The sequence below is a fragment of the Methylobacterium sp. DB0501 genome (genome assembly GCF_011043735.1).
Lineage (GTDB): Bacteria > Pseudomonadota > Alphaproteobacteria > Rhizobiales > Beijerinckiaceae > Methylobacterium > Methylobacterium alsaeris.
In genome coordinates, this window is the sequence record NZ_JAAKGV010000023.1 from 101,276 (window position 1) to 120,566 (window position 19,291).

A 19,291-nucleotide genomic window follows, 5' to 3' on the forward strand; every position below is an offset into this window, starting at 1 on the left:
CGGGCGGTCCTCTCAAAGCCTCAGGAGGGTGTCGAGCATGTCGCGGGCGGCGGTCAGCACCCGGGCATTGGCGCTGTAGGCGGTCTGGAGCTGGATCAGCTTGGACATCTCCTCGTCCACGCTGACGCCGGATTCCTGGCCGAACCGGCTCTGGGCCGAGGACAGGGCGATGCTCTGGCCCTCGTCGAGCTGCTGCGCCTCGGCGCTCGCCGCGCCGCGCGCGTCGATCACCGACTGGGCAAAGCCGATCACCGTGGCGGAGCGGGGCGCGCTGACGCCGCCGATGCCGCTGCCCGCCGAGAAGGTCAGGGTGCGGCCGGTGAGCGCGTCGGTGAGGAAGCGCGGCCGGGCGGTGTCGCCGGATTCGGTCCCGGCGGCGTAGGTCACCAGGGCCGTCGTGTCGGCGATCACCGCCGGGTTGACGGCGAGGCGCTGGGAGAAGCCCGTCAGGTGCGAGCCGCCCTCGAACGAGCCGGTGAACACGGCGTTGCCGTTCCCGCCATCGACGAACAGCGCGAGCGGGCCGCTGCCGGTCTGGGTGTCGGCGGCGCCCGTCGGCACGGTGACCGAGGCGGAGGCGCCGGTGAGCGCCAGGGTCGCGGGATCGGTCAGGAGCCGCACCGCGCCCGCCGCCCCGTTCGGCGTCGCCGAGACGGTGAAGCCGGCGCCGAGCGCCGCGCCGATCTTGCCCGCGAAGGTCGAGGGCCCGCCCGAGATGTCGATCGGCACCACGAGGGCGGTCGGGTCGTCGGTGAGCGCAGGGTCGATCGGGTTCGGCGCCGCCCCGTTCGTCGGCATCAGGATCAGGTTGCGCCCGGCGCCCGCGGCGTTGCGCACGCCGAGCGTCACAGCGTTGCCGGCCTGGAGCCCGGTGAGGTCGATGTCGAACCCGGCGAGCCCGTTCGCCGAGGCCGCGGTGCCGGTCGCCGGGCGGTCGCTGATCGCCCGCGACAGGCCGGACGCGAGGTCGTCGAGCTGGCGCTGCGCCTGGACCAGGGTGTCGTCGCGCAAGCTCACCGCGGCGGCGATCGAGCCCGAGCGGATCGCCCCGGTGGCGATCAGGTCGATCCTGGCGCCGGCCGGCGTCGTCGCCGTCACCGTGCCGACGCCGCGGGTGTCCGGGTCGGTCGTGTACTGCACCGCAGCGTTCAGGGCGCCGCGGCCGTCGAAGGCGAGGCTCGCCGCCGCGCCGTGGTCGACCAGCGTCGCGCCCGAGGCGGTGAGCAGGGTGACCGAGCCGTCATGCTGCTCGCTCACCTGGACGTCGAGATAGTGCGACAGCGTGTTGATCGCCTGGTCGCGCTGGTCGAGGAGCTCGGCCACGCGGGTATCGCCGCTCGAATTGCCGGTGGCGCCGACGACCTTGGTGTTGAGCGCGGCGATCTGCGACAGGAGCGTGCTGGCCGAGGTCACGTCGCTGCCGAGCTGCGCTTCGAGGCCGGTGCGCAGGGTCTGCACGCCGTTCGCGATGCCGGAGATCGTCGTGGCGACGGTCCGGGCCGCGCTCACCGCGCTCGCCCGCGAGGCGGCGGAGGTCGGGTCGCTCGTCAGCCCCTGCAGCGCCTGGGTGAAGCCGTTCATCACCCCGTCGAGGGCGGACGCGCTGCCCGGATTGCCGTAGAGCGCATCGAGCTGGCCCTGCACCTTGGCGGTGAGCCCGGTATAGGACGCGCCCGCCGTCTCGAGCCGCAATTGCTTGAGCGAGACCGCGTCGAGGGTCCGGGTGATCGTGCCGGTCGCGACTCCCGAATTGCCGAGCTGCGCCACCGGGGTGAGGACGCGCTTGACGTAGCCGGCGCTGCCCGCATTGGCGACGTTCTGCGAGACGAGGCCGATCGCCGCCTGCGTCACCTGCAGGCCGGCGGTCGCGGTGTTGAGGGCGTTGAGGGACATCGGGCGGATCCGGGTGAGGCGGGTGAGGGCCGTGCTGCCGCGCCCGTCCAAGGGCCGCGTCGCGCTCAGGCGTCTCGGGATGGGCCGGGACCGGTCCGCCGTCTGTCGGCGGACCGGTCCCGGACGGCGCGATCCGCTAGCGGATCACGTTGATGAGGTCGGACATCATCTGCTGGGCGGTCGACATCACCCGCGTATTGGCCGAGTAGGCCTGCTGGGTGACGATGAGCTTCGAGAACTCGCCGGCCGTATCGGTGTTCGACTGCTCGATGTTGCCGCCGATGATCGTGCCGCCGGAGAGGCCGGCGAGCGGCTCGCCGGATTCCGCCGTCTGGGCGTAGTTGCCGCCCGAGACCGCCTTGAGCGCGTCGGGCGCGTTGAACCGCGCCACGCCGACCTGGGCCAGGGCGACGCTGTTGCCGTTGGAATAGGTACCGGTGAGCTTGCCGTCATTCGTCACGGCGAGCGAGTTGAGGCTGCCGGCGGCGAAGCCGTTCTGCTGCAGCGTGGTGGTGGTGACCTGGCCGCCGGACGAGCCGTACTGGGTCAGGCCGCCGGGACCGATGTTCAGGGCGATCGCCCCGAGATCGGTCCCGTTCACCGTCACATTCGGGAGGCTGAGGCTGGTGCCGGTCGGCGCGGTGAGCTGGCCGCTGCCGTTGAAGGTGAAGGCAGTGCCGACATTCTGCCAGGTCGCCGCCGAGGTCCCGGTGGCGGTCTGGTTGGCGTAGAACAGGTTCCAGGTGTCCTTGGTGTCGGCGGCGGCATCCGCGTTCGCCACCTTGGCCCAGCGCAGCTGCACGCTCACCGGCGTACCGGTGCCCGAATAGGCCGTGAGCTCGCCGCCGGCGACGCTGGCATTGCCGAAGGCGGTCGAATCGGCGGCCGCCACCGCCGGGGGAGGCGTCGCGGTGCCGGAGAGTACCCGGGCATCGCCCCCGGGAAGCGTACCGAGGAGCGTCGTCCCCGAGGCGGTGATCGGGCTGCTCGGCAGGTTCGCCGCGTAGGAGATGCTGGTCGTGGGCTTCGCCGGCAGTGTTGCGGCGGAGACCTTGATCGGCCCGGATCCGGTCGTCTGGCCGGAGACCGGGTCGAGGCTCTGCCCGGTGAGGTAGGCGCCCGCACCGTTGACGAGGTAGCCGTCCCGGTCGACCGAGAAGTCGCCGCGACGGGTATAGAGGTTGGTGCCCGAGAAGACCGGAGCGCCGCCGCTGTCGCCCCCCTTGGTCTGTACCGTGAAGAAGCCGTTGCCGCTGAGTGCCATGTTCGTGGCGATACCGGTCGCCGCGACGTTGCCCTGCAGGCTGTTGGTCAGCTGCGAGAAGGCCGCGACTCCGCCGGCCGGCTGCTGCTTGGCCGGCTGCTCGGCCAGCATGTCGACGAAGTCGGTGTCGATCCGCTTGTAGCCGACGGTCTGCGAGTTCGCGATGTTGCCCGAGATGTTCTCGAGGCTGAAGGCCTGGGCCTTGAGACCCGAGACCGAGGTCTGCAGCGCGCTGAAAACGTCCATCTTCCCTGGGACTCCATCTCGAACCGGATCATTCGGGATTGAGGTCCGCAAACCGCGTGCCAGGGCCAAGTCCTTGATTTTGCTGGTGGCCGGCCAACCGGAGCGGCAAATCCCGCCGGGTTGCGGCGGGAATCGCGCGGCAAAATCTGCCCTGCGGAGCGGGATGACGTTTACGTGGTGTTGAACCTCTTGCCGTTAGCTGCACTCCTGGACCGGCGCTGGACCCCCAGGATATGCGCACGAGCAAGCGAAGCAGCCTCATCCACCTGATCTACTTCTCGCGGGCGCAGCTCTCCGCCGAGCCGGTGGTCCGCATGCAGCAGATCAACGACATCGCCCGGCACGCGCAGAAGAAGAACGAGTTCTCGGTGATCACCAGCCTGCTGATCGTCGATCAGGGCTATTTCATCCAGGTCCTCGAGGGGGAAAGGATGTCGGTGCAGGAGACGTTCCAGCGGATCTCCGGGGACAGCCGGCACCGCGACGTGCACATCGTCGAGTGGCGGGAGATCGCGAAGCGCGAATTCGTGACCTCGTTCGCCGCGGTCCTGCGCACGCCGACCAACGACCCGCTGTTCCAGAAGGCCAATCTGGGGCCGATGCTCCAGCGCGGCACCCCGAAGGCCAGCACGATCTACGCCCTCGCCCAGGCGCTCCAGGCCGACACGATGGCCAAGCAAGGCATCGACCACCTGTTCGTGTAGGGCATTTTCCGACGAAGTGGATACTGGTTCGTCGCGGGAAATGCGGCACCATCAAAGATCTAGGGTGGCGTCCATCGCAACGCGAGCGGACGCCACCCTAGAACCAGCCGGGAGTCCCCGGTGATCCGTCATGAAACTTGAAACCCCTGGCTGGTTCCGATGAGCGAAGCACCTCCGATCCTGATCGTCGACGACCAGGTCAAACTCGTCCGCTTGGTGACCGAGCTGATGAATCGCCTCGGTTTCCCGGAGGTCGAGGGCGTGACCGACGGGGCGCAGGCGCTCGAGCAGTTGCGCGCCAAGCGCTACGGCCTGGTGATCTCCGACCTCGACATGGAGCCGATGGACGGCATCCAGCTCCTGCGCGAGATCCGGGCCGACGACGCGCTGATGAACACGCCGTTCATCCTGACCGAGACCTCGTTCAGCTTCGAGGACATCAACGTCGCGCACCTCGCCGGCGCCGACGCCTTCATCCTCAAGCCTTTCGACCTCTCGCTGTTGAAGACCAAGCTGAAGCAGGTGCTCAACGGTCGGCCGCGCAAGCGCGAGACGCCGGTCGGCCCGGTCTCGGCGCTCAACGTCGATTTCCCGCTGCTCGGTAAGTTCTAGCGCCCGGCGCCGCCACGGCGCCGGACCCGGGATCGTCGCCGCAGGTCTTACGCCCGCCGCTTCTGATAGTCCTTGACGTCGGTGAAGCGGATCGCGGGCGCCCGCTCCTCCTCGTAGCGCAGCGAAAATCCGGTGGTCGCCATGAAGACCGGCGCCCCGTCGAGATCGCTCGCCATCGACGAGCCGTGCGAACCGACGAACTTGTCGAGCTCGGCCTGGTCCTCCGATTCGATCCAGCGGCAGATGGTGAAACGGGTCGGCTCGTAGTCGATCGGCAGGCCGTACTCGGCCTGGAGGCGCTCCTTCAGCACGTCGAGCTGCAGCGCCCCGACCACGCCGACGATCGCGCTCGAGCCGTCCTGCGGCAGGAAGAGCTGCACCACCCCCTCCTCCGCCATCTGCTGCAGGGCCTCGCGCAGCTTCTTGGCCTTCATCGCGTCGGTGAGCTTGATCCGGCGCAGGAGCTCGGGGGCGAAGCTCGGTACGCCGCGGAAGACCAGTTCCTCGCCCTCGGTCAGCGTGTCGCCGATGCGCAGGGTCCCATGGTTGGGAATGCCGACCACGTCGCCCGCATAGGCTTCGTCGGCGATGGCGCGGTCCTGGGCGAAGAAGAATTGCGGCGCCGAGAGCGAGATCGGCTTGCCGGTGCGCACGAGCTTCGCTTTCATGCCGCGGCTGAGCTTGCCCGAGCAGACCCGCATGAAGGCGATGCGGTCCCGGTGGTTCGGGTCCATGTTCGCCTGGATCTTGAACACGAAGCCGGTCATCTTCGGCTCGGTCGGCGAGACCGCGCGGGTGTCGGCATCCTGGCCCCGCGGCGGCGGCGCCACCTCGGCCAGCCCGTCGATCAGGTCGCGCACCCCGAAATTGCGCAGCGCCGAGCCGAAGAAGACCGGGGTCAGGTGGCCCTCGCGAAAGGCCTCGAGGTCGAACGGCTTGCAGCCGCCCTCGGCCAGATCCGCCTCCTCGCGCCAGGTGGCCGCGTCGCCGGCCTCCGGCAGCAGGGTGTCGAAGAGCGGATCGTCGGTCCCTGAGACCGGCACCGTGCCGGCATCGTCGGCCGCGTCGAGGCGGCGCACCCGTCGGCGCAGGAGGTCGTAGGTGCCGGCGAAGCTCCGGCCGCGCCCGATCGGCCAGGTGACGGGCGCGACGTCGAGGGCGAGCGTCTTCTCGATCTCGTCGAGGAGGTCGAACGGGTCGCGGGATTCGCGGTCGAGCTTGTTGACGAAGGTGACGATCGGGATGTCGCGCAGGCGGCAGACCTCGAACAGCTTGCGGGTGCGCGCCTCGATGCCCTTGGCGGCGTCGATCACCATCACGGCGGAATCGACCGCGGTCAGCGTCCGGTAGGTGTCCTCCGAGAAGTCCTCGTGGCCCGGCGTATCGAGCAGGTTGAAGACGCAGTCGCCGTACTCGAAGGTCATCACCGAGGTGACGACCGAGATGCCGCGCTCCTTCTCGATGCCCATCCAGTCCGAGCGGGTCGAGACGCGGTTGCGCTTGGCCTTGACCTCGCCGGCGAGCTGGATCGCGCCGCCGAACAGCAGGAGCTTCTCGGTCAGCGTGGTCTTGCCGGCATCCGGGTGCGAAATGATCGCGAAGGTGCGGCGCCGGGCGACCGGATCGGCGGGGGCGCGCGGGGCGTCTGTCTGCATCAGCATGGGAGGTGTCTAGCCCGGACCCGGGTTTCTGTCGCGGGTCCGTCGGGGCCCGTCCGTCGATGAGGGAGAACAATCCCCATATGGGGAGGCGCGGGCACCGCGTCGGCGCCCGCGCCGTCTCTACCCAAGCCAGCGCCGGAGGGCCAGAGGGAGCTCCCTCAGCCGCGGCCGATGAACGGCATCTTGGTCGCCATCACGGTCATGAACTGCACGTTGGCGTCGAGCGGCAGGCTCGCCATGTAGACGACCGCGTCGGCCACGTGCTTGGCGTCCATGGTCGGCTCGGGGCGGGTCGAGCCGTCGGGCTGGGGCACGCCCGCTTGCATGCGCACGGTCATGTCGGTGGCGGCGTTGCCGATGTCGACCTGACCGCAGGCGATGTCGTGGGCACGCCCGTCGAGGGAGGTCGAGCGGGTCAGGCCCGTGATGGCATGCTTGGTGGCGGTGTAGGGCGCCGAGAACGGCCGCGGCACGTGGGCCGAGATCGAGCCGTTGTTGATGATGCGCCCGCCGCGCGGCTGCTGCTTCTTCATCAGCCGGAACGCCCCCTGGGTGCACAGGAAGGCGCCGGTGAGGTTGGTGTCGACCACCGCCTTCCAGGTCGCGACGGGCAGTTCGTCGAGCTCCACCGGTGGCGCGCCGATGCCGGCATTGTTGAACAGCACGTCGAGGCGGCCGAACGTCTCCTCGACGCGGCGAAAGAGTTCGGCCACCGAGGCCTCGTCGCCGATATCGGTCGGCTGCGCCAGCGCCCGCCGTCCCTTGGCCTCGATCTCCCCCGCCACCGCCTGCAGCGGCTCGGGGCGGCGCCCCGACAGCACCACGTCGTAGCCGGCCCCCGCGAGCCCGAGCGCCACCGCGCGCCCCACCCCCGAGCCGGCCCCGGTCACCAGCGCGACCTTCTGCGTGCTCATTTCGCCTCTCCTCCCCCTGTCGTTGATGGTTGCGGCTCTTCGTGCCGTTCGCAGGCCCGGCATACACGAGCCCGAAAGCCCCTCCAACCGCTGCCCGTGCACCGAACCGCAAGCCACCGGTTGCCAGCACCGCCCCACCCGGCTATGGAAGCGCCAGCCGCGCGTTGGGGCGTCGCCAAGCGGTAAGGCAGCGGTTTTTGGTACCGCCATTCCCAGGTTCGAATCCTGGCGCCCCAGCCAAAGTCTCAAGATTCTCAGCCGACCGTTGATTCTCCGGCTGTTTTCGGACCCGCCCGGGCCGACCGCTCCGTCCAGGTCCACTCGGGAGGTCCACTTGTCTGGACGGCAGGGATTCCTGCCTTGCCCCGCACCCACCTCCGCCGTCGCCGACAAACGGTCTTTTTTCGCCGTATCATCCCCCATGACCTGCGTCAGAGGTTCGGTCAGCGCGAGATCCTGCGCTCGCTCGGCCAAGCCACGCCGGGCGAGGCCCGACGGATGGCGCAACGCTTGTGGGATGGGACAGAGACCTTGTTCACCCTCGTCCGTTTCAACCGATCGCTCACGCGCGCCGATATCGCCCGGCTCGCGGAGCAGTACTTAGACTCCGAATCTCTGAAGCACGAAGGCCTCATAACGGCTATCGGGCACTACCCCAAGATCGACGACCTTCCTGGTGTCGACAGCGCGATGCTTGAAGACGGAATAGCCGATGGCAGCGATTTCGTCGGAGACTGTCCGAGGGGGACCCTCAATGATCCGGCCGAATGGGAGTTCCTCTATCAGTGCCGACTGGACGGCCTAAAGCGCGACCGGTCACTCAACAAATTCACATCCGTTCGCAGCGCGGCACAGGAACTCGCCTTACGCAACGAGATCGACCTCGACACCCCCACTCAGGAATACGCGCTCTGCCGCGCGCTACTCGACGCCGAAATCACGATCGCTGAGCAGAAACTGGCCTATCTGCGCGACGTCGTCAGGCCTCATCACCCCCTGCACGCGGTCGCCCATCGTCCGATTGTTCCTAACCCGCCCACTCGGTCCGATGCGCCAACGAAAAAGATGGCGCATCAATCTGAGAGATTGTTCAGCGAGATTTGGACCGCCTATAGCGACGATCGCGTCAGACACAACGAATGGAAAGAGGCTATTGCTCGCCAAGCCCAGTCGACAGGGCGTCTTTTCGTCGAGATATGTGGCGACAAGCCGCTCGAGGCCTATGGACCCGCCGATGCCGCAGAGTTCAGGCGTGCTCTGCTCAGCCTTCCTGGGAAATACGACAAGTGCGTTGAGTGGCGTGACATTCAGCGCCGAAGCGGCATCCGCGGCCTGATCGAGCATTGCAACGGTAAGGCGGACATCGATCGCCTGAAGCCTCAGACCTTCAACCGGCACCTTGCGGCCTTGTCGGGCATCTGGCCATGGGCTCAGGTCAACGAAGTCGTTCCCAAGGGTACGCCGTCGATCTTCGACGGTCTGCACATCAACATGAGCCGCGTCCGAGGTCGGCATCACAGCGCTCGGGACGAGCGGCCGGCGTGGAACAGTGACGAACTCGCGGCCGTGCTGAATGCAGATTTGTTTTTCGGAATTCGCAGTCGCCGAAGCTGGAAGAAGCCGGGTCCGCACGTCCTACGTGACGAACGCTACTGGGGCATCCTCATCGGCTGCCACAGCGGCATGCGACGCGGTGAAATATTCCAACTCCGGGTACGACACGTCGTACGACACAAGGAGACAGGAATCTGGCATTTCAATCTCAAGGATCCGACTCTTGACCTGAAAGCCGGAGGAAGCGCCCGATGGGTCCCTCTCCATCAGAATCTGCTGAGTCTCGGGTTGATTGAGGCATTGGTGGAGGGACGAGAAGAGAATGAATTGCTCCTCCCTGAGGGTGAGGCTGGCGCCGAGAAGACGGATACTCTCAATGATGGAGAGAACTCGCCATACGGCAGCGCCTTCGGGAAGTGGTTTCAGCGCTTTAAATCGTACCACGGTGTACGTGCTGACGTCACGTTCCACTCATTTCGACATTCGGCGACCACGCTCATCATAAACGCAGGTGCTCAGCCGAACTTTGTGGAGGAGGTGATTGGCCACGAGAGCAAGACCAGACGGTCTGAAATGGAGCGTTATTACAAAGGTCAGGCCTTGATCAAACTTAAAGACGTTATTGATCGTCTCATCTTACCAATTAACATCGAGAAAATGACCGAGGCCGCGCGCACCGGCGAACCACATCGGGTATCTGATACTCGACGGCAACTGACTGCCTGAAAATGAAATCGGCACGCTGTTTTGGCTATGCAGCGACCTTCCACACGGCTTCTACAGAAACTAGGCCGGCTCGTTTATGTGAAAATTTTGCGAATTCCTTGGTGGGCTATTGTCATGTCAGATACGCGGCTTCGCAGCGGACCTTCCAAACGATAATCGGACGGCTAAATCGGGTGGATTGCAGCTGTTCCGGTTTAGGGAGCAGGTCCGACAAAAGCAGACGCTCGGCAATTGACTGGAAATGGCCGTGACCGGCTGGTCCGCTTCCGAGCCGCTTCGTCGGATAAGCGGACGGCCCCCACCCAAATGCGAACGGGAGCAGGGCGGTCAGGCGCCTCGCCATCCTTATCCAGGGCGGTGCGCCGGCCAGCGCTGGTGCAGGTCGTCGATGACGAAGGCGTGGGCGTGCCGCCGTGCCGCGGCGCCGTCCAGGTGCGGATGGTCTGGCCCGAGGTCGGCGTGTGCATGCTCGACGACGTCCGGGTCCGAGGCGGGCCACAGCACGGCCGCCGCCGCGATGGCCGCTAGGGTGAGCACGCCCAGCACCGCGAGCGTGACCGGCATGCCGGCCTCGGCTCCAAGCCAGCCCGCCAGCGGATAGGTGACGAGCCAGGCGACGTGCGACAGGGCGAACTGAGCCGCGAACACCGCGGGCCGGTCCTCGGTCGTGGCCGAGCGCCGGAGGAGCCGCCCGGTCGGGGTCTGAGCGGCCGAGTAACCGATCCCGAGAACCAGCCATGTGGCGAGCAGCATCGGCCAGCCGATCACGCCGCCCCAGGTCGTTGCGGCGAAGGCGAGCAGCACGACGCCGAGGAGGGCCGCCGCCGGCAGCATCACGGTCCGGTCCGGCAGCCGGTCGAGCACCCGCGGCAGCAGAAGAGCCGCGACCATCGAGCCACCGCCGAACAGGCCGAGCGCGACCGCGACGTCGTTCTGGGGCCGGTGCAGGATGGCCTGCACGATCACGACCGTGTTGACGATGACCATAGAGCCGGCCGCCGACACCGCGAGGTTCAGGGCGAGGAGGCCCCGCAGGCGCGGCGTCGCGAGGTAGATGCGGAGGCCGCGGGTGGTCCGTTCGTAGATCCCGCGGCGCTCGGTCGGCTTCGGGCTCGGTAGGCCGACAGACACGACGAGCGCCGCCGAGCATAGGAAACCGACGACCGTGCCGCCGAACAGCCAGTGGAAGTTGATCACCGTCAGAAGGATGGCGGCGAGCGCCGGGCTGAGCAGGTTCTCCAGGTCGTAGGCCAGCCGCGAGAGGGAGAGCGCCCGGGTGTAGTCGCGCTCCTCCGGCAGGATGTCGGGAATGGTTGCCTGGAAGGTCGGGGTGAAGGCGGCCGAGCAGGACTGGAGCACGAAGACGAGGACGTAGACCTGCCAGATCTGGTCGACGAAGGGCAGGATCAGGGCGACGGCGGCCCTCACAAGGTCGGTCGTCACCAGGAAGGCGCGGCGCGGCAACTGCCCGGTGAAGGCGTTCGCCACCGGCGCGACCAGCACGTAGGCGACCATCTTGATGGCCAGCGCCGTGCCGAGCACCGCACCGGCCTCGGCCTTGGCGAGGCGATAGGCCAGGAGCCCGAGGGCGACCGTCAGCAGGCCGGTGCCGATCAGGGCGACGACCTGCGCGGCGAACAGGTGGCGGTAGGTCCGGTTTGCGAGGACGCTCAGCATCGGGCACCCCTCACAGGTACTTCGCCAGCGCCTTGAACTCGGCGAGCGCGGCCCTGGCCGTTTTGCCGCCGTCGGCGACGCCGTCGCCGATGCAGTGCTCCATGTGGTCCTCGATCAGGGTGCGCTTCGCGTTGGCGATGGCGCTCTCGACCGCTTGGAGTTGCTGGGCGAGGTCGAGGCAGGGCCGGCCCTCGTCGATCATCGCGATGACACCGGCGAGGTGGCCGTGTGCGCGCTTGAGGCGCTTGACGATGTCCGGGTGGGAGGCGTGCACGTGTTCCATGTTGACATGCTATCCTCCTGGATAGGATAAGGGAAGGGTATTTGACGCGTCGGTCGGACCACGGCTCGACGGGGAGATTGGATCGGGTGTCATTCGGGCGGCGTCTCATGACGATGGCCGTGGCGTTGCTGCTGTCGGCGGTGACGGTGCTGCCGCTGCTCGCCCATGGCCGGCACGAGGCGACGGGTCCCGTCGCGCACGCCATGCCGTCGACGGCGGTGCAGGATCATGCGACCGACCACCAGGATGCCGACGAGTTGATCCACCACACGCAATCGCACGCGCAGGGTGTCATGCCGACCGCGGCCGAGGCTCCCGCGGCCGGCCGGGCCTCGGTGGCGCGACCATTCACCTGCGCGGACGATGCCTGCCGCTTCGGCGGCGCTGCCGAGGGGCCGTTCGAGCCACCGAGGGCCTGAGGCCGCTCACCTCGCCCTTTCCTCGAACCACGGCTCCGCGCAGGTGCGCGGCACGCCGCCATGGCATCGACATGCTCAAACGCCTCATACCCGTGCTGCTGGCCGTCGCCGGCGGCTTCCTGATCGCGACCTGGTGGCCCGGGGCTCCCGAGGCCGTCCGCGCGATGCTGTCCCCCACCAAGGGCGGGAACGCTCCCGCCAAGCCAGAGCCTCTTCCGGCGGCCAAGGGCGAGCCGGAGAGGCCCGGCCTCGTCGCGCTGACGGACGACCAGATCGCCAAGGCGGGGATTCGGACGGGCACGGTCGGCGGAGGCAGCCTCTCGCGCCACCTGCACGTGCCGGGCACCGTCATCCCGAGCGCCAACCTGACCGCCCGCATCGCGGTCAAGACCACCGGGACGGTCGTCGAACTGCGCAAGGGGCTCGGCGACACGGTCGCGAAGGGCGAGGTCGTGGCGCTGCTCGACAGCCGCGAGATCGCCGAGACCAAGGGCGAGTACCTGGCGGCGCGGGTCTCGGCCGCCCTGCAGAAGACGCTCTACGAGCGCGACAAGGAGCTTTGGGACAAGCGCATCTCGTCCGAGCAGCAGTACCTGCGCTCGCAGGCCAGCTACCAGGACCTCAAGGTCAAGGAGGACGCCGCCCGGCGCAAGCTGACCTTCCTGGGCCTCAGCCAAGCCGAGATCGACGCCCTGCCGAAGCAGCCGGAGGCTCAGTTCGAGCGTCAGGAGATCCGCTCGCCCATCGCGGGCAAGATCGTCGAGCGCCGCGTCGACCCCGGGGCCGCGGTCGGACGGGACAACCTGGAGACCGAGCTCTACTCGGTCGTCGACCTGTCGAAGGTCTGGATCGACCTCGCGGTCAGTCCCGGCGACATGCCGCTCGTGCGCGAGGGCCAGGCCGTGACCGTCCGGGCCGAGGCGACCGGGGAGGCCGCGAAGGGCCGGATCGTCTTCATCGTGCCCGTCCTCGACCAAGCCACCCGCGCGGCCAGGGTCGTCGCGGAACTGGCCAACCCTGACGAGACGTGGCGGCCGGGCTCGTTCGTCGCCGCGGAGATCGTCATCTCCGAGAAGCCGGTGCGCGTCCTCGTCCCGGCCTCGGCGATCCAGACCCTGGAGGGCAAGCCCAACGTCTTCGTGCGCGTGGCCGAAGGCTTCGAGGCGCGCCCGGTCAAGCTCGGGCGGTCGGACGACGACGACGTGGAGGTGACGGAGGGGCTCGATCCCGGCCAGGCGGTGGTCGTAGCGAACTCGTTCACGCTCAAGTCCGAGCTCGGCAAGGCCGCGGCGGAGGACTGAACCATGATCCGTTCCATCCTCGGCTTCTCCGTCGCCAACCGCTACGCCGTCATCCTGGTGACCCTCATCGCCACCGCCTTCGGGGCGTGGTCGCTCGCGCGCTTGCCCATCGACGCTGTGCCCGACGTCACCAACAACCAGGTGCAGATCAACGCCATCGCCCCGGCGCTGACGCCGGTCGAGATCGAGAAGCAGGTCACGGTGCTGCTGGAACGCGCGCTGGCCGGCACGCCGGGGCTGGAAAGCATGCGCTCCTTCTCGCGCAACGGCTTCGCCCAGTTGACGGCCGTGTTCAGCGACAAGGTCGACGTGTACTTCGCGAGGACCCAGGTCAACGAGCGCCTGACCGAGGTGCGCGGCACCCTTCCGCCCGGGGTCGAGGTGAAGCTCGGGCCGATCTCGACCGGCCTCGGCGAGATCTACTGGTGGTCGGTGGAGTATCTGCCCCCAGGCGAGGGCGTGCCCGTGAGGGACGGCCGTTCTGGCTGGCAGACGGACGGGAGCTACCTGACGCCCGAGGGCGAGCGGCTGAGGTCCGACTTCGAGCGCACGGTCTACCTGCGGACCGTGCAGGATTGGATCATCCGGCCGCAGATGAAGAGTGTGCCGGGCGTGGCCGGGGCCGACGCCATCGGCGGCTTCGTGAAGGAGTACCAGGTCCGGCCGGACCCGATGAAGCTCGTGGGCTACGGCCTGTCCTTCGCTGACGTCACCCGCGCCATCGAGGCGAACAACGCCACGCGCGGGGCTAACTACGTCGAACGCAACGGCGAGGGCTACGTCGTCCGGGCCGGCGGCCTCATCGAGAACGTCGACCAGATCCGGGACATCGTGGTGGCGACCCGGGCCGGGGTGCCCATCCTAGTGAAGGACGTCGCGGAGGTCGGAATCGGACAGGAGCTCCGGACCGGTTCGGCCAGCGAGAACGGGCACGAGGTGGTGCTGGGCACGGCCCTGATGCTGATCGGCGAGAACAGCCGCACGGTCTCGGCCGCCGCAGACGCCAAGATCCGGGAGATCAACAAGCTCCTGCCGCCCGGCATCCAGGCCCGGACGCTCCTCAGCCGCACCGACCTCGTCGACGCGACCATCCGGACGGTGGGCAGGAACCTCGCCGAGGGCGCGCTGCTGGTCATCGCGGTGCTGTTCCTCACGCTGGGGAACATACGGGCAGCCGTCATCACCGCCCTGGTCATCCCCGTGACGATGATGCTCACGGCCACCGGCATGCTGGCGGGGAGGATCAGCGCCAACCTGATGAGCCTGGGCGCCCTCGACTTCGGCCTCATCGTCGACGGTGCGGTCATTATCGCGGAGAACAGCCTGCGGCACCTCGCCGAGCGACAACACGAGCTTGGACGCCGGCTCGGCCTGGACGAGAGGCTGGAGACGGTGCGGGTCTCGGCCGAGGAGATGATCAAGCCGAGCGTCTACGGGCAGGCCATCATCATCCTGGTCTACGTGCCCCTGCTGACCTTCACCGGCGTGGAGGGCAAGACCTTCACGCCAATGGCGCTGACGGTCCTGATCGCGCTCGTGGCGGCGTTTGTGCTGTCGCTCACCTTCGTCCCGGCGATGATCGCGACCTTCGTCACCGGGCGGGTCAGCGAGGGCGACAACGCCTTGGTCCGCGTCCTGAAGGCGGCCTACCGGCCGGTACTGTGCGGTGCCATCCGGTCACCGATAACCTTCATCGTCGGTGCGCTGGTCGTTCTCGGGATCGCCGGAGCGCTGGCGACGCGGCTAGGGCAGGAGTTCACGCCGACGCTCGACGAGAAGAACATCGTCATGGAGGCGCGCCGCATCCCATCGACGTCGATCACGCAGTCGCAGGCGATGCAGCTCGGCGTCGAGGAGACGATGAGCAAGTTCCCGGAGGTGGCCTTCGTCTACTCGCGCTGCGGCACGCCCGACATCGCCGCCGACCCGATGCCGCCGAACGCCTGCGACGCCTACCTCATCCTCAAGCCGCAGAGCGCCTGGCCCGACCCGCACGAGAGCAAAGAGGCGCTTATCGGACGGATGGAGGCGGAGGCGAAGCTGATCCCCGGCACGCTGCTCGGCTTTTCCCAGCCCATCCAGATGCGCTTCAACGAGCTCATCGCCGGCGTGCGCGACGACCTCGCCGTGAAGGTGTTCGGCGAGGAGTTCGGTCCGATGGTCGAGGGGGCCCGTAAGATCGCCGGCATCCTGCGCAGCCTGGAGGGCGCCGCCGACGTGAAGGTCGAGGAGGCGGTCGGGCTGCCGTTCCTTGAGATCAAGATCGACCGGCGCGAGATCGCCCGGCGCGGCCTGAGCATGGCCGACGTGCAGGACGTCATCGGCACGGCCGTCGGCGGCAAGGATGCCGGGCTGGTGTTCGAGGGCGACCGGCGCTTCGCCATCGTGGTTCGCCTCGCCGACGACGTCCGAGGAGACGTCGAGGCCCTGAAGAACCTCCCCGTCCCGCTGCCGCCCGCGCAGGCGGCTCCGGCCCGGTCGGGTACCGGCGTGCCGACCGCGCCGGGAGCGATGGGCATGAGCGTGCCGCTCCGCCAACTAGCGACCTTCACCTTCACGGAGGGGCCGAACCAGGTCAGCCGCGAGAACGGGCGGCGGCGCGTGGTGGTGACCGCGAACGTGCGCGGTCGCGACATCGGCTCGCTCGTGGCGGAGGCGCAGGAGCGAATTGCCGCGGAGGTGAGGCTGCCAGCCGGCTACGAGGTGCGCTGGGGCGGTCAGTTCGAGAACCTGACCGCCGCCCGGCAACGCCTGATGGTGGTCGTGCCGGCGGCCTTCGCGCTGATCTTCATCCTTCTGCTCGGGGCGCTCGGCTCCGCGCGCGACGCGTCCATCGTGTTCAGCGCCGTGCCGATGGCCCTGACCGGCGGCGTGGCCGCCCTGTGGGTCCGCGACATGCCGTTCTCGGTATCGGCGGCGGTGGGGTTCATCGCGCTGTCGGGCGTGGCGGTGCTGAACGGCCTGGTGCTGCTCAACCATATCCGGACGCTGGTTGCGGGGGGCATGGCCATCCCCGAGGCGGTCCGGGACGGGGCGCTGACCAGGCTGCGTCCCGTGGTGATGACGGCGCTGGTCGCCGCCCTCGGCTTCGTGCCGATGGCCCTGGCGACGGGGACGGGCGCCGAGGTGCAACGGCCGCTGGCGACGGTGGTCATCGGCGGCCTCGTCAGCGCGACCCTGCTCACCCTGCTGGTCTTGCCGGCGCTCTACGTCCGCTTCGGCCGGGCGGCGACGGGAGTGCGTGTCACGGAGGTGCGGCAACCTGCGCTGTGCGAGGCAGTGCGTTGAGGAAAGCCCGTGCGAGCGTGATGGCCGTTAGGTCCGCCTCCTGGTCGATCCCAGGTCGCGTGCCATCGCCGACGACTGAACCTGTTTCGGCTCATGGCCGGTCGGTCAGCCTTGAATGTCGACAGTCCATGCGGCCGCGTGGTCCTGGTGTGCGTGGCTGATGCCTTGCCAGCCTAGCCAGCCGGTGTAGAGGCCGACCAGGACGATCAGGGCGGCCGAGGCGTAAGGGGCCTGCCGGGCGAAGGCGTCGAACCCGGACCAGCGGGAGGCGACATGCTTGACGCTCAGCGCCGCGACGACGCCGGCCGAGACCATGGTCAGCGCCAGGCCGATGCTGAAGCAGACGACGAGCGCGAAGCCCAGGCTGAACTGCTTGAGCTGGATGCACAGGAGCAGGACCGTGATGGCTGCCGGGCACGGGATCAGCCCTCCGGTCAAGCCGAACAGCACGATCTGGCCGGTCGTCACATGCCGGCCCGCGAAGCGGCGGCGGATGTCCTCGGCATGGGCCCGGGCGTGGGCGTCGTCCTCGTCGCCCAGGTTCATGTGCCCGTGGTCATGGTCGTGCTCCTCGAACGCGACCTCGTGGATCTCGGCTCCGGCCGGCCCGTTGAGGCGCAGACGTGCCGTGAAGGCGTGCGGCTCCGGGATCTCCTCCAGGCTCTCCAGGAATTCGCCGCGGTGCGCGAAGGCGAACGCCTGCCGACCGCCGTCCGGGCGAAGCGTCTCGACGGTCATGCTCCCGGGAGCCGGTAGCTCACCCCGCTCCGCACGCACCCGCCAGCGCGGCGGCACCCCGTCCTCGAACACTTCCAGCGTCAGGAGACCGGCCCTGGTCGTGACGTGCTTCGTCTCGTCGTGATGGTGATGATGGTCGTGGTGCTGCTCGCGCCACGTGCGCCACGCCATCCAAAGCGCGATGCCGACGATGAGCACCGCGGAGGCGAGCTGGAAGTACGGCTCGCTCGCTTGGCCGCCCCATTCCTGGCCGAGATACTGCCCGCCGAGGGCAATGACCCAAACTACGGCGGTGTGCGAGAGCGTCGCCGCCAGCCCAAGCAGCACCGCCTGCGTGACCGTGCCTCGGACCGCGATGATGAAGGCGGCCATCATCGTCTTGGAGTGGCCGGGCTCAAGCCCGTGCAGGGCGCCGAGCAGGATCGCGCTCGGCACGAACAGCCAGGCATGCGCGGTGCCCTGCTGGAGCAGGTCAGGCAAGGAGGTCATGAGGTCTCGTCACTTGAGGTAGGTCCGCACCACCTCGATCAGCTCGGCGGCCCCCCGGGCGCGCTCTGTGTCCGGCTCGGCGTCCGGGTTCACGACGTGGTGGCGGATGTGGTCTTCCATCAATTCGGCGGTCAGCCCGTTGATGGCACCCCGCATCGAGGCGACCAGCATCAGGACGTCGGCGCAGCCGAGCTCGGCCTCCAGGGCCCGCTCGACGGCTTCCGCCTGTCCCTTGATCCGGCGCACACGCGCCAGGAGCTTGGTCCTTTCCTTGATCGTGTGGGCCATCACAGGCTTCCTCGTTATGGCGACACATAGGGGGGTACCCTATGTGTGTCCAGCGGCGTCGATGCCGTGGTGTGTGCGGAGCCGTACCATGAAGAAGGACGATCCCTGCATCGGGGTTTGCCAGTGGGACGGGCGCACCGGCTGGTGCCTCGGCTGCGGCCGCACAATCCCCGAGATCCGCGCGTGGAAGAAAATGACACCCTACCGGCGGACCGCCCTCGCGCGCGAGCTGCCCCGGCGGGTCGAGCAAGTCTCGGCCACACGGGAGCCGGCCCACTCCGACCTCGGGGACGCTTGACAGGGTGGGCGCTGGCGGGATGTATTGACTCATCGGGGAGCGATCCCCCGACGAGGCTTCGGCTGAAGAATCGCGTCCCATCTGCACTTGCTGCAAGGACGCGTCATGCCTGTGCCCAACACCATTACCGTCGACAAACTCGCGCGCCTGATCGGAACTCCCGGCTGCCCGGCCGTCGTCGACGTGCGCACCTACAAGGAATTCCTCGCCGACCAGCGGTACGTGCCCGGTTCCCTCGTCCGGGAGGCTAGCCGGGTCGCCGAGTGGGCGCCGGCGCTGCGCGGCAGGTCGGTCGTCGTGGTCTGCGAGGACGGGCGCCGGCACAGCCACGGCGTCGCTGCCTGGCTGCGCAGCGCCGGCGTGAACGCCGAGGCTCTGCAGGGTGGTATCGCAGACTGGGCGGCCGCCGAACTGCCGATGGTCCCGGCCGACAAGGTCCGCAACCGCGACGAGCAGGGCCGAACCGTCTGGGTCACGCGCGCCCGACCCAAAGTCGACCGTATCGCCTGTCCCTGGCTGATCCGCCGCTTCGTCGACCCCGACGCGGTCTTCCTGTTCGTGCCGCCGGGTGAGGTCGTCGGCGTTGCGGAACGGTTCGAGGCCGCACCCTTCGACATCGACGACCCGGGCACCTTCTGGAGCCACCGGGGCGAGCTCTGCACCTTCGACGTCATGGTCGAGGAGCTCGGCCTCGCCACGCCGCCGCTCCTGCACCTCGCGACGCTCGTGCGCGGGGCCGACACGGGCCGGCCAGACCTGGCGCCGGAGGCGGCCGGGCTGCTCGCGGCATCGCTCGGCCTGTCGCGCATCTATGCCAATGACATGGAGCAGCTCGACGCCGGCATGCTCCTCTACGACGCCTTCTATCGCTGGTGCCGGGACGCAACGGAGGAGCGTCACGACTGGGTGGGCGACCGCACTAAGGGGAAGGCCTGA

At 68.4% G+C, this 19,291-nt stretch carries 16 protein-coding genes and 1 tRNA gene; 9 read left to right on the plus strand and 8 right to left on the minus strand.

Translation table 11 applies throughout. From position 1 onward, the window contains the following. Window positions 1-12 precede the first annotated feature (12 nt). Together flgK and G4G93_RS28370 are read right to left on the minus strand one after the other, a co-directional pair. Window positions 13-1,893 (minus strand): flagellar hook-associated protein FlgK, encoded by a 1,881-nt coding sequence (gene flgK, locus G4G93_RS28365; protein ID WP_165089539.1) that lies wholly within the window; start codon window positions 1,891-1,893, stop codon window positions 13-15. A 136-nt stretch (window positions 1,894-2,029) separates the two neighbouring features. Beyond that, on the minus strand, window positions 2,030-3,403 hold the full coding sequence (locus G4G93_RS28370) for a flagellar hook protein FlgE (protein ID WP_165089542.1): 1,374 nt from the start codon (window positions 3,401-3,403) through the stop codon (window positions 2,030-2,032). A gap of 233 nt (window positions 3,404-3,636) precedes the next feature. On the opposite strand from G4G93_RS28370, the gene G4G93_RS28375 reads away from it, so the two are divergent. Together G4G93_RS28375 and G4G93_RS28380 are read left to right on the plus strand one after the other, a co-directional pair. Then, on the plus strand, window positions 3,637-4,107 hold the full coding sequence (locus G4G93_RS28375) for a BLUF domain-containing protein (protein ID WP_165089545.1): 471 nt from the start codon (window positions 3,637-3,639) through the stop codon (window positions 4,105-4,107). A gap of 159 nt (window positions 4,108-4,266) precedes the next feature. Then, window positions 4,267-4,719, plus strand: coding sequence for a response regulator (locus G4G93_RS28380; protein ID WP_165089547.1), 453 nt, complete (start codon window positions 4,267-4,269; stop codon window positions 4,717-4,719). Window positions 4,720-4,766: 47 nt separating this feature from the next. Here the strand turns inward: G4G93_RS28380 and G4G93_RS28385 are convergent, their stop codons facing one another. Beyond that, window positions 4,767-6,380, minus strand: a complete 1,614-nt coding sequence (locus G4G93_RS28385; RefSeq protein WP_165089550.1) for a peptide chain release factor 3 — start codon at window positions 6,378-6,380, stop codon at window positions 4,767-4,769. A 158-nt stretch (window positions 6,381-6,538) separates the two neighbouring features. Then, complete coding sequence (locus G4G93_RS28390; RefSeq protein ID WP_165089552.1) at window positions 6,539-7,294, minus strand: SDR family oxidoreductase; 756 nt, start codon at window positions 7,292-7,294, stop codon at window positions 6,539-6,541. 165 nt (window positions 7,295-7,459) lie between these two features. On the opposite strand from G4G93_RS28390, the gene G4G93_RS28395 reads away from it, so the two are divergent. Both G4G93_RS28395 and G4G93_RS28400 read left to right on the plus strand, forming a co-directional pair. After that, a tRNA-Gln gene (locus G4G93_RS28395) sits at window positions 7,460-7,534 on the plus strand. Window positions 7,535-7,654: 120 nt separating this feature from the next. Continuing rightward, a complete protein-coding gene (locus G4G93_RS28400; protein ID WP_123834326.1) occupies window positions 7,655-9,574 on the plus strand; it encodes a DUF6538 domain-containing protein in 1,920 nt (639 codons plus the stop codon). A gap of 345 nt (window positions 9,575-9,919) precedes the next feature. On the opposite strand, the gene G4G93_RS28405 is transcribed toward G4G93_RS28400, so the two are convergent. Together G4G93_RS28405 and G4G93_RS28410 are read right to left on the minus strand one after the other, a co-directional pair. Further along, window positions 9,920-11,251, minus strand: coding sequence for an MFS transporter (locus tag G4G93_RS28405; RefSeq protein WP_024830174.1), 1,332 nt, complete (start codon window positions 11,249-11,251; stop codon window positions 9,920-9,922). A 10-nt stretch (window positions 11,252-11,261) separates the two neighbouring features. Then, on the minus strand, window positions 11,262-11,534 hold the full coding sequence (locus tag G4G93_RS28410; RefSeq protein WP_024830175.1) for a metal-sensing transcriptional repressor: 273 nt from the start codon (window positions 11,532-11,534) through the stop codon (window positions 11,262-11,264). 107 nt (window positions 11,535-11,641) lie between these two features. Here G4G93_RS28410 and G4G93_RS28415 point away from each other — a divergent pair, with 107 nt between their 5' ends. The 3 genes from G4G93_RS28415 (at window position 11,642) to G4G93_RS28425 (ending at window position 16,542) form a co-directional block, all read left to right on the plus strand. Continuing rightward, a complete protein-coding gene (locus G4G93_RS28415; protein WP_024830176.1) occupies window positions 11,642-11,953 on the plus strand; it encodes a hypothetical protein in 312 nt (103 codons plus the stop codon). Window positions 11,954-12,024: 71 nt separating this feature from the next. Further along, window positions 12,025-13,254, plus strand: coding sequence for an efflux RND transporter periplasmic adaptor subunit (locus tag G4G93_RS28420; protein WP_024830177.1), 1,230 nt, complete (start codon window positions 12,025-12,027; stop codon window positions 13,252-13,254). A 3-nt stretch (window positions 13,255-13,257) separates the two neighbouring features. Next, on the plus strand, window positions 13,258-16,542 hold the full coding sequence (locus G4G93_RS28425; protein WP_024830178.1) for an efflux RND transporter permease subunit: 3,285 nt from the start codon (window positions 13,258-13,260) through the stop codon (window positions 16,540-16,542). A gap of 105 nt (window positions 16,543-16,647) precedes the next feature. Here G4G93_RS28425 and G4G93_RS28430 read toward each other — a convergent pair whose 3' ends face one another. Both G4G93_RS28430 and G4G93_RS28435 read right to left on the minus strand, forming a co-directional pair. Next, on the minus strand, window positions 16,648-17,769 hold the full coding sequence (locus G4G93_RS28430; RefSeq protein ID WP_024830179.1) for a nickel/cobalt efflux transporter: 1,122 nt from the start codon (window positions 17,767-17,769) through the stop codon (window positions 16,648-16,650). 9 nt (window positions 17,770-17,778) lie between these two features. Further along, a complete protein-coding gene (locus G4G93_RS28435) occupies window positions 17,779-18,057 on the minus strand; it encodes a metal/formaldehyde-sensitive transcriptional repressor (RefSeq protein WP_024830180.1) in 279 nt (92 codons plus the stop codon). 88 nt (window positions 18,058-18,145) lie between these two features. On the opposite strand from G4G93_RS28435, the gene G4G93_RS28440 reads away from it, so the two are divergent. Then, entirely contained in the window at window positions 18,146-18,355 is a 210-nt protein-coding gene (locus G4G93_RS28440; RefSeq protein WP_024830181.1) for a DUF1289 domain-containing protein, read from the plus strand. A gap of 105 nt (window positions 18,356-18,460) precedes the next feature. After that, window positions 18,461-19,291, plus strand: a complete 831-nt coding sequence (locus tag G4G93_RS28445) for a chromate resistance protein ChrB domain-containing protein (protein WP_024830182.1) — start codon at window positions 18,461-18,463, stop codon at window positions 19,289-19,291.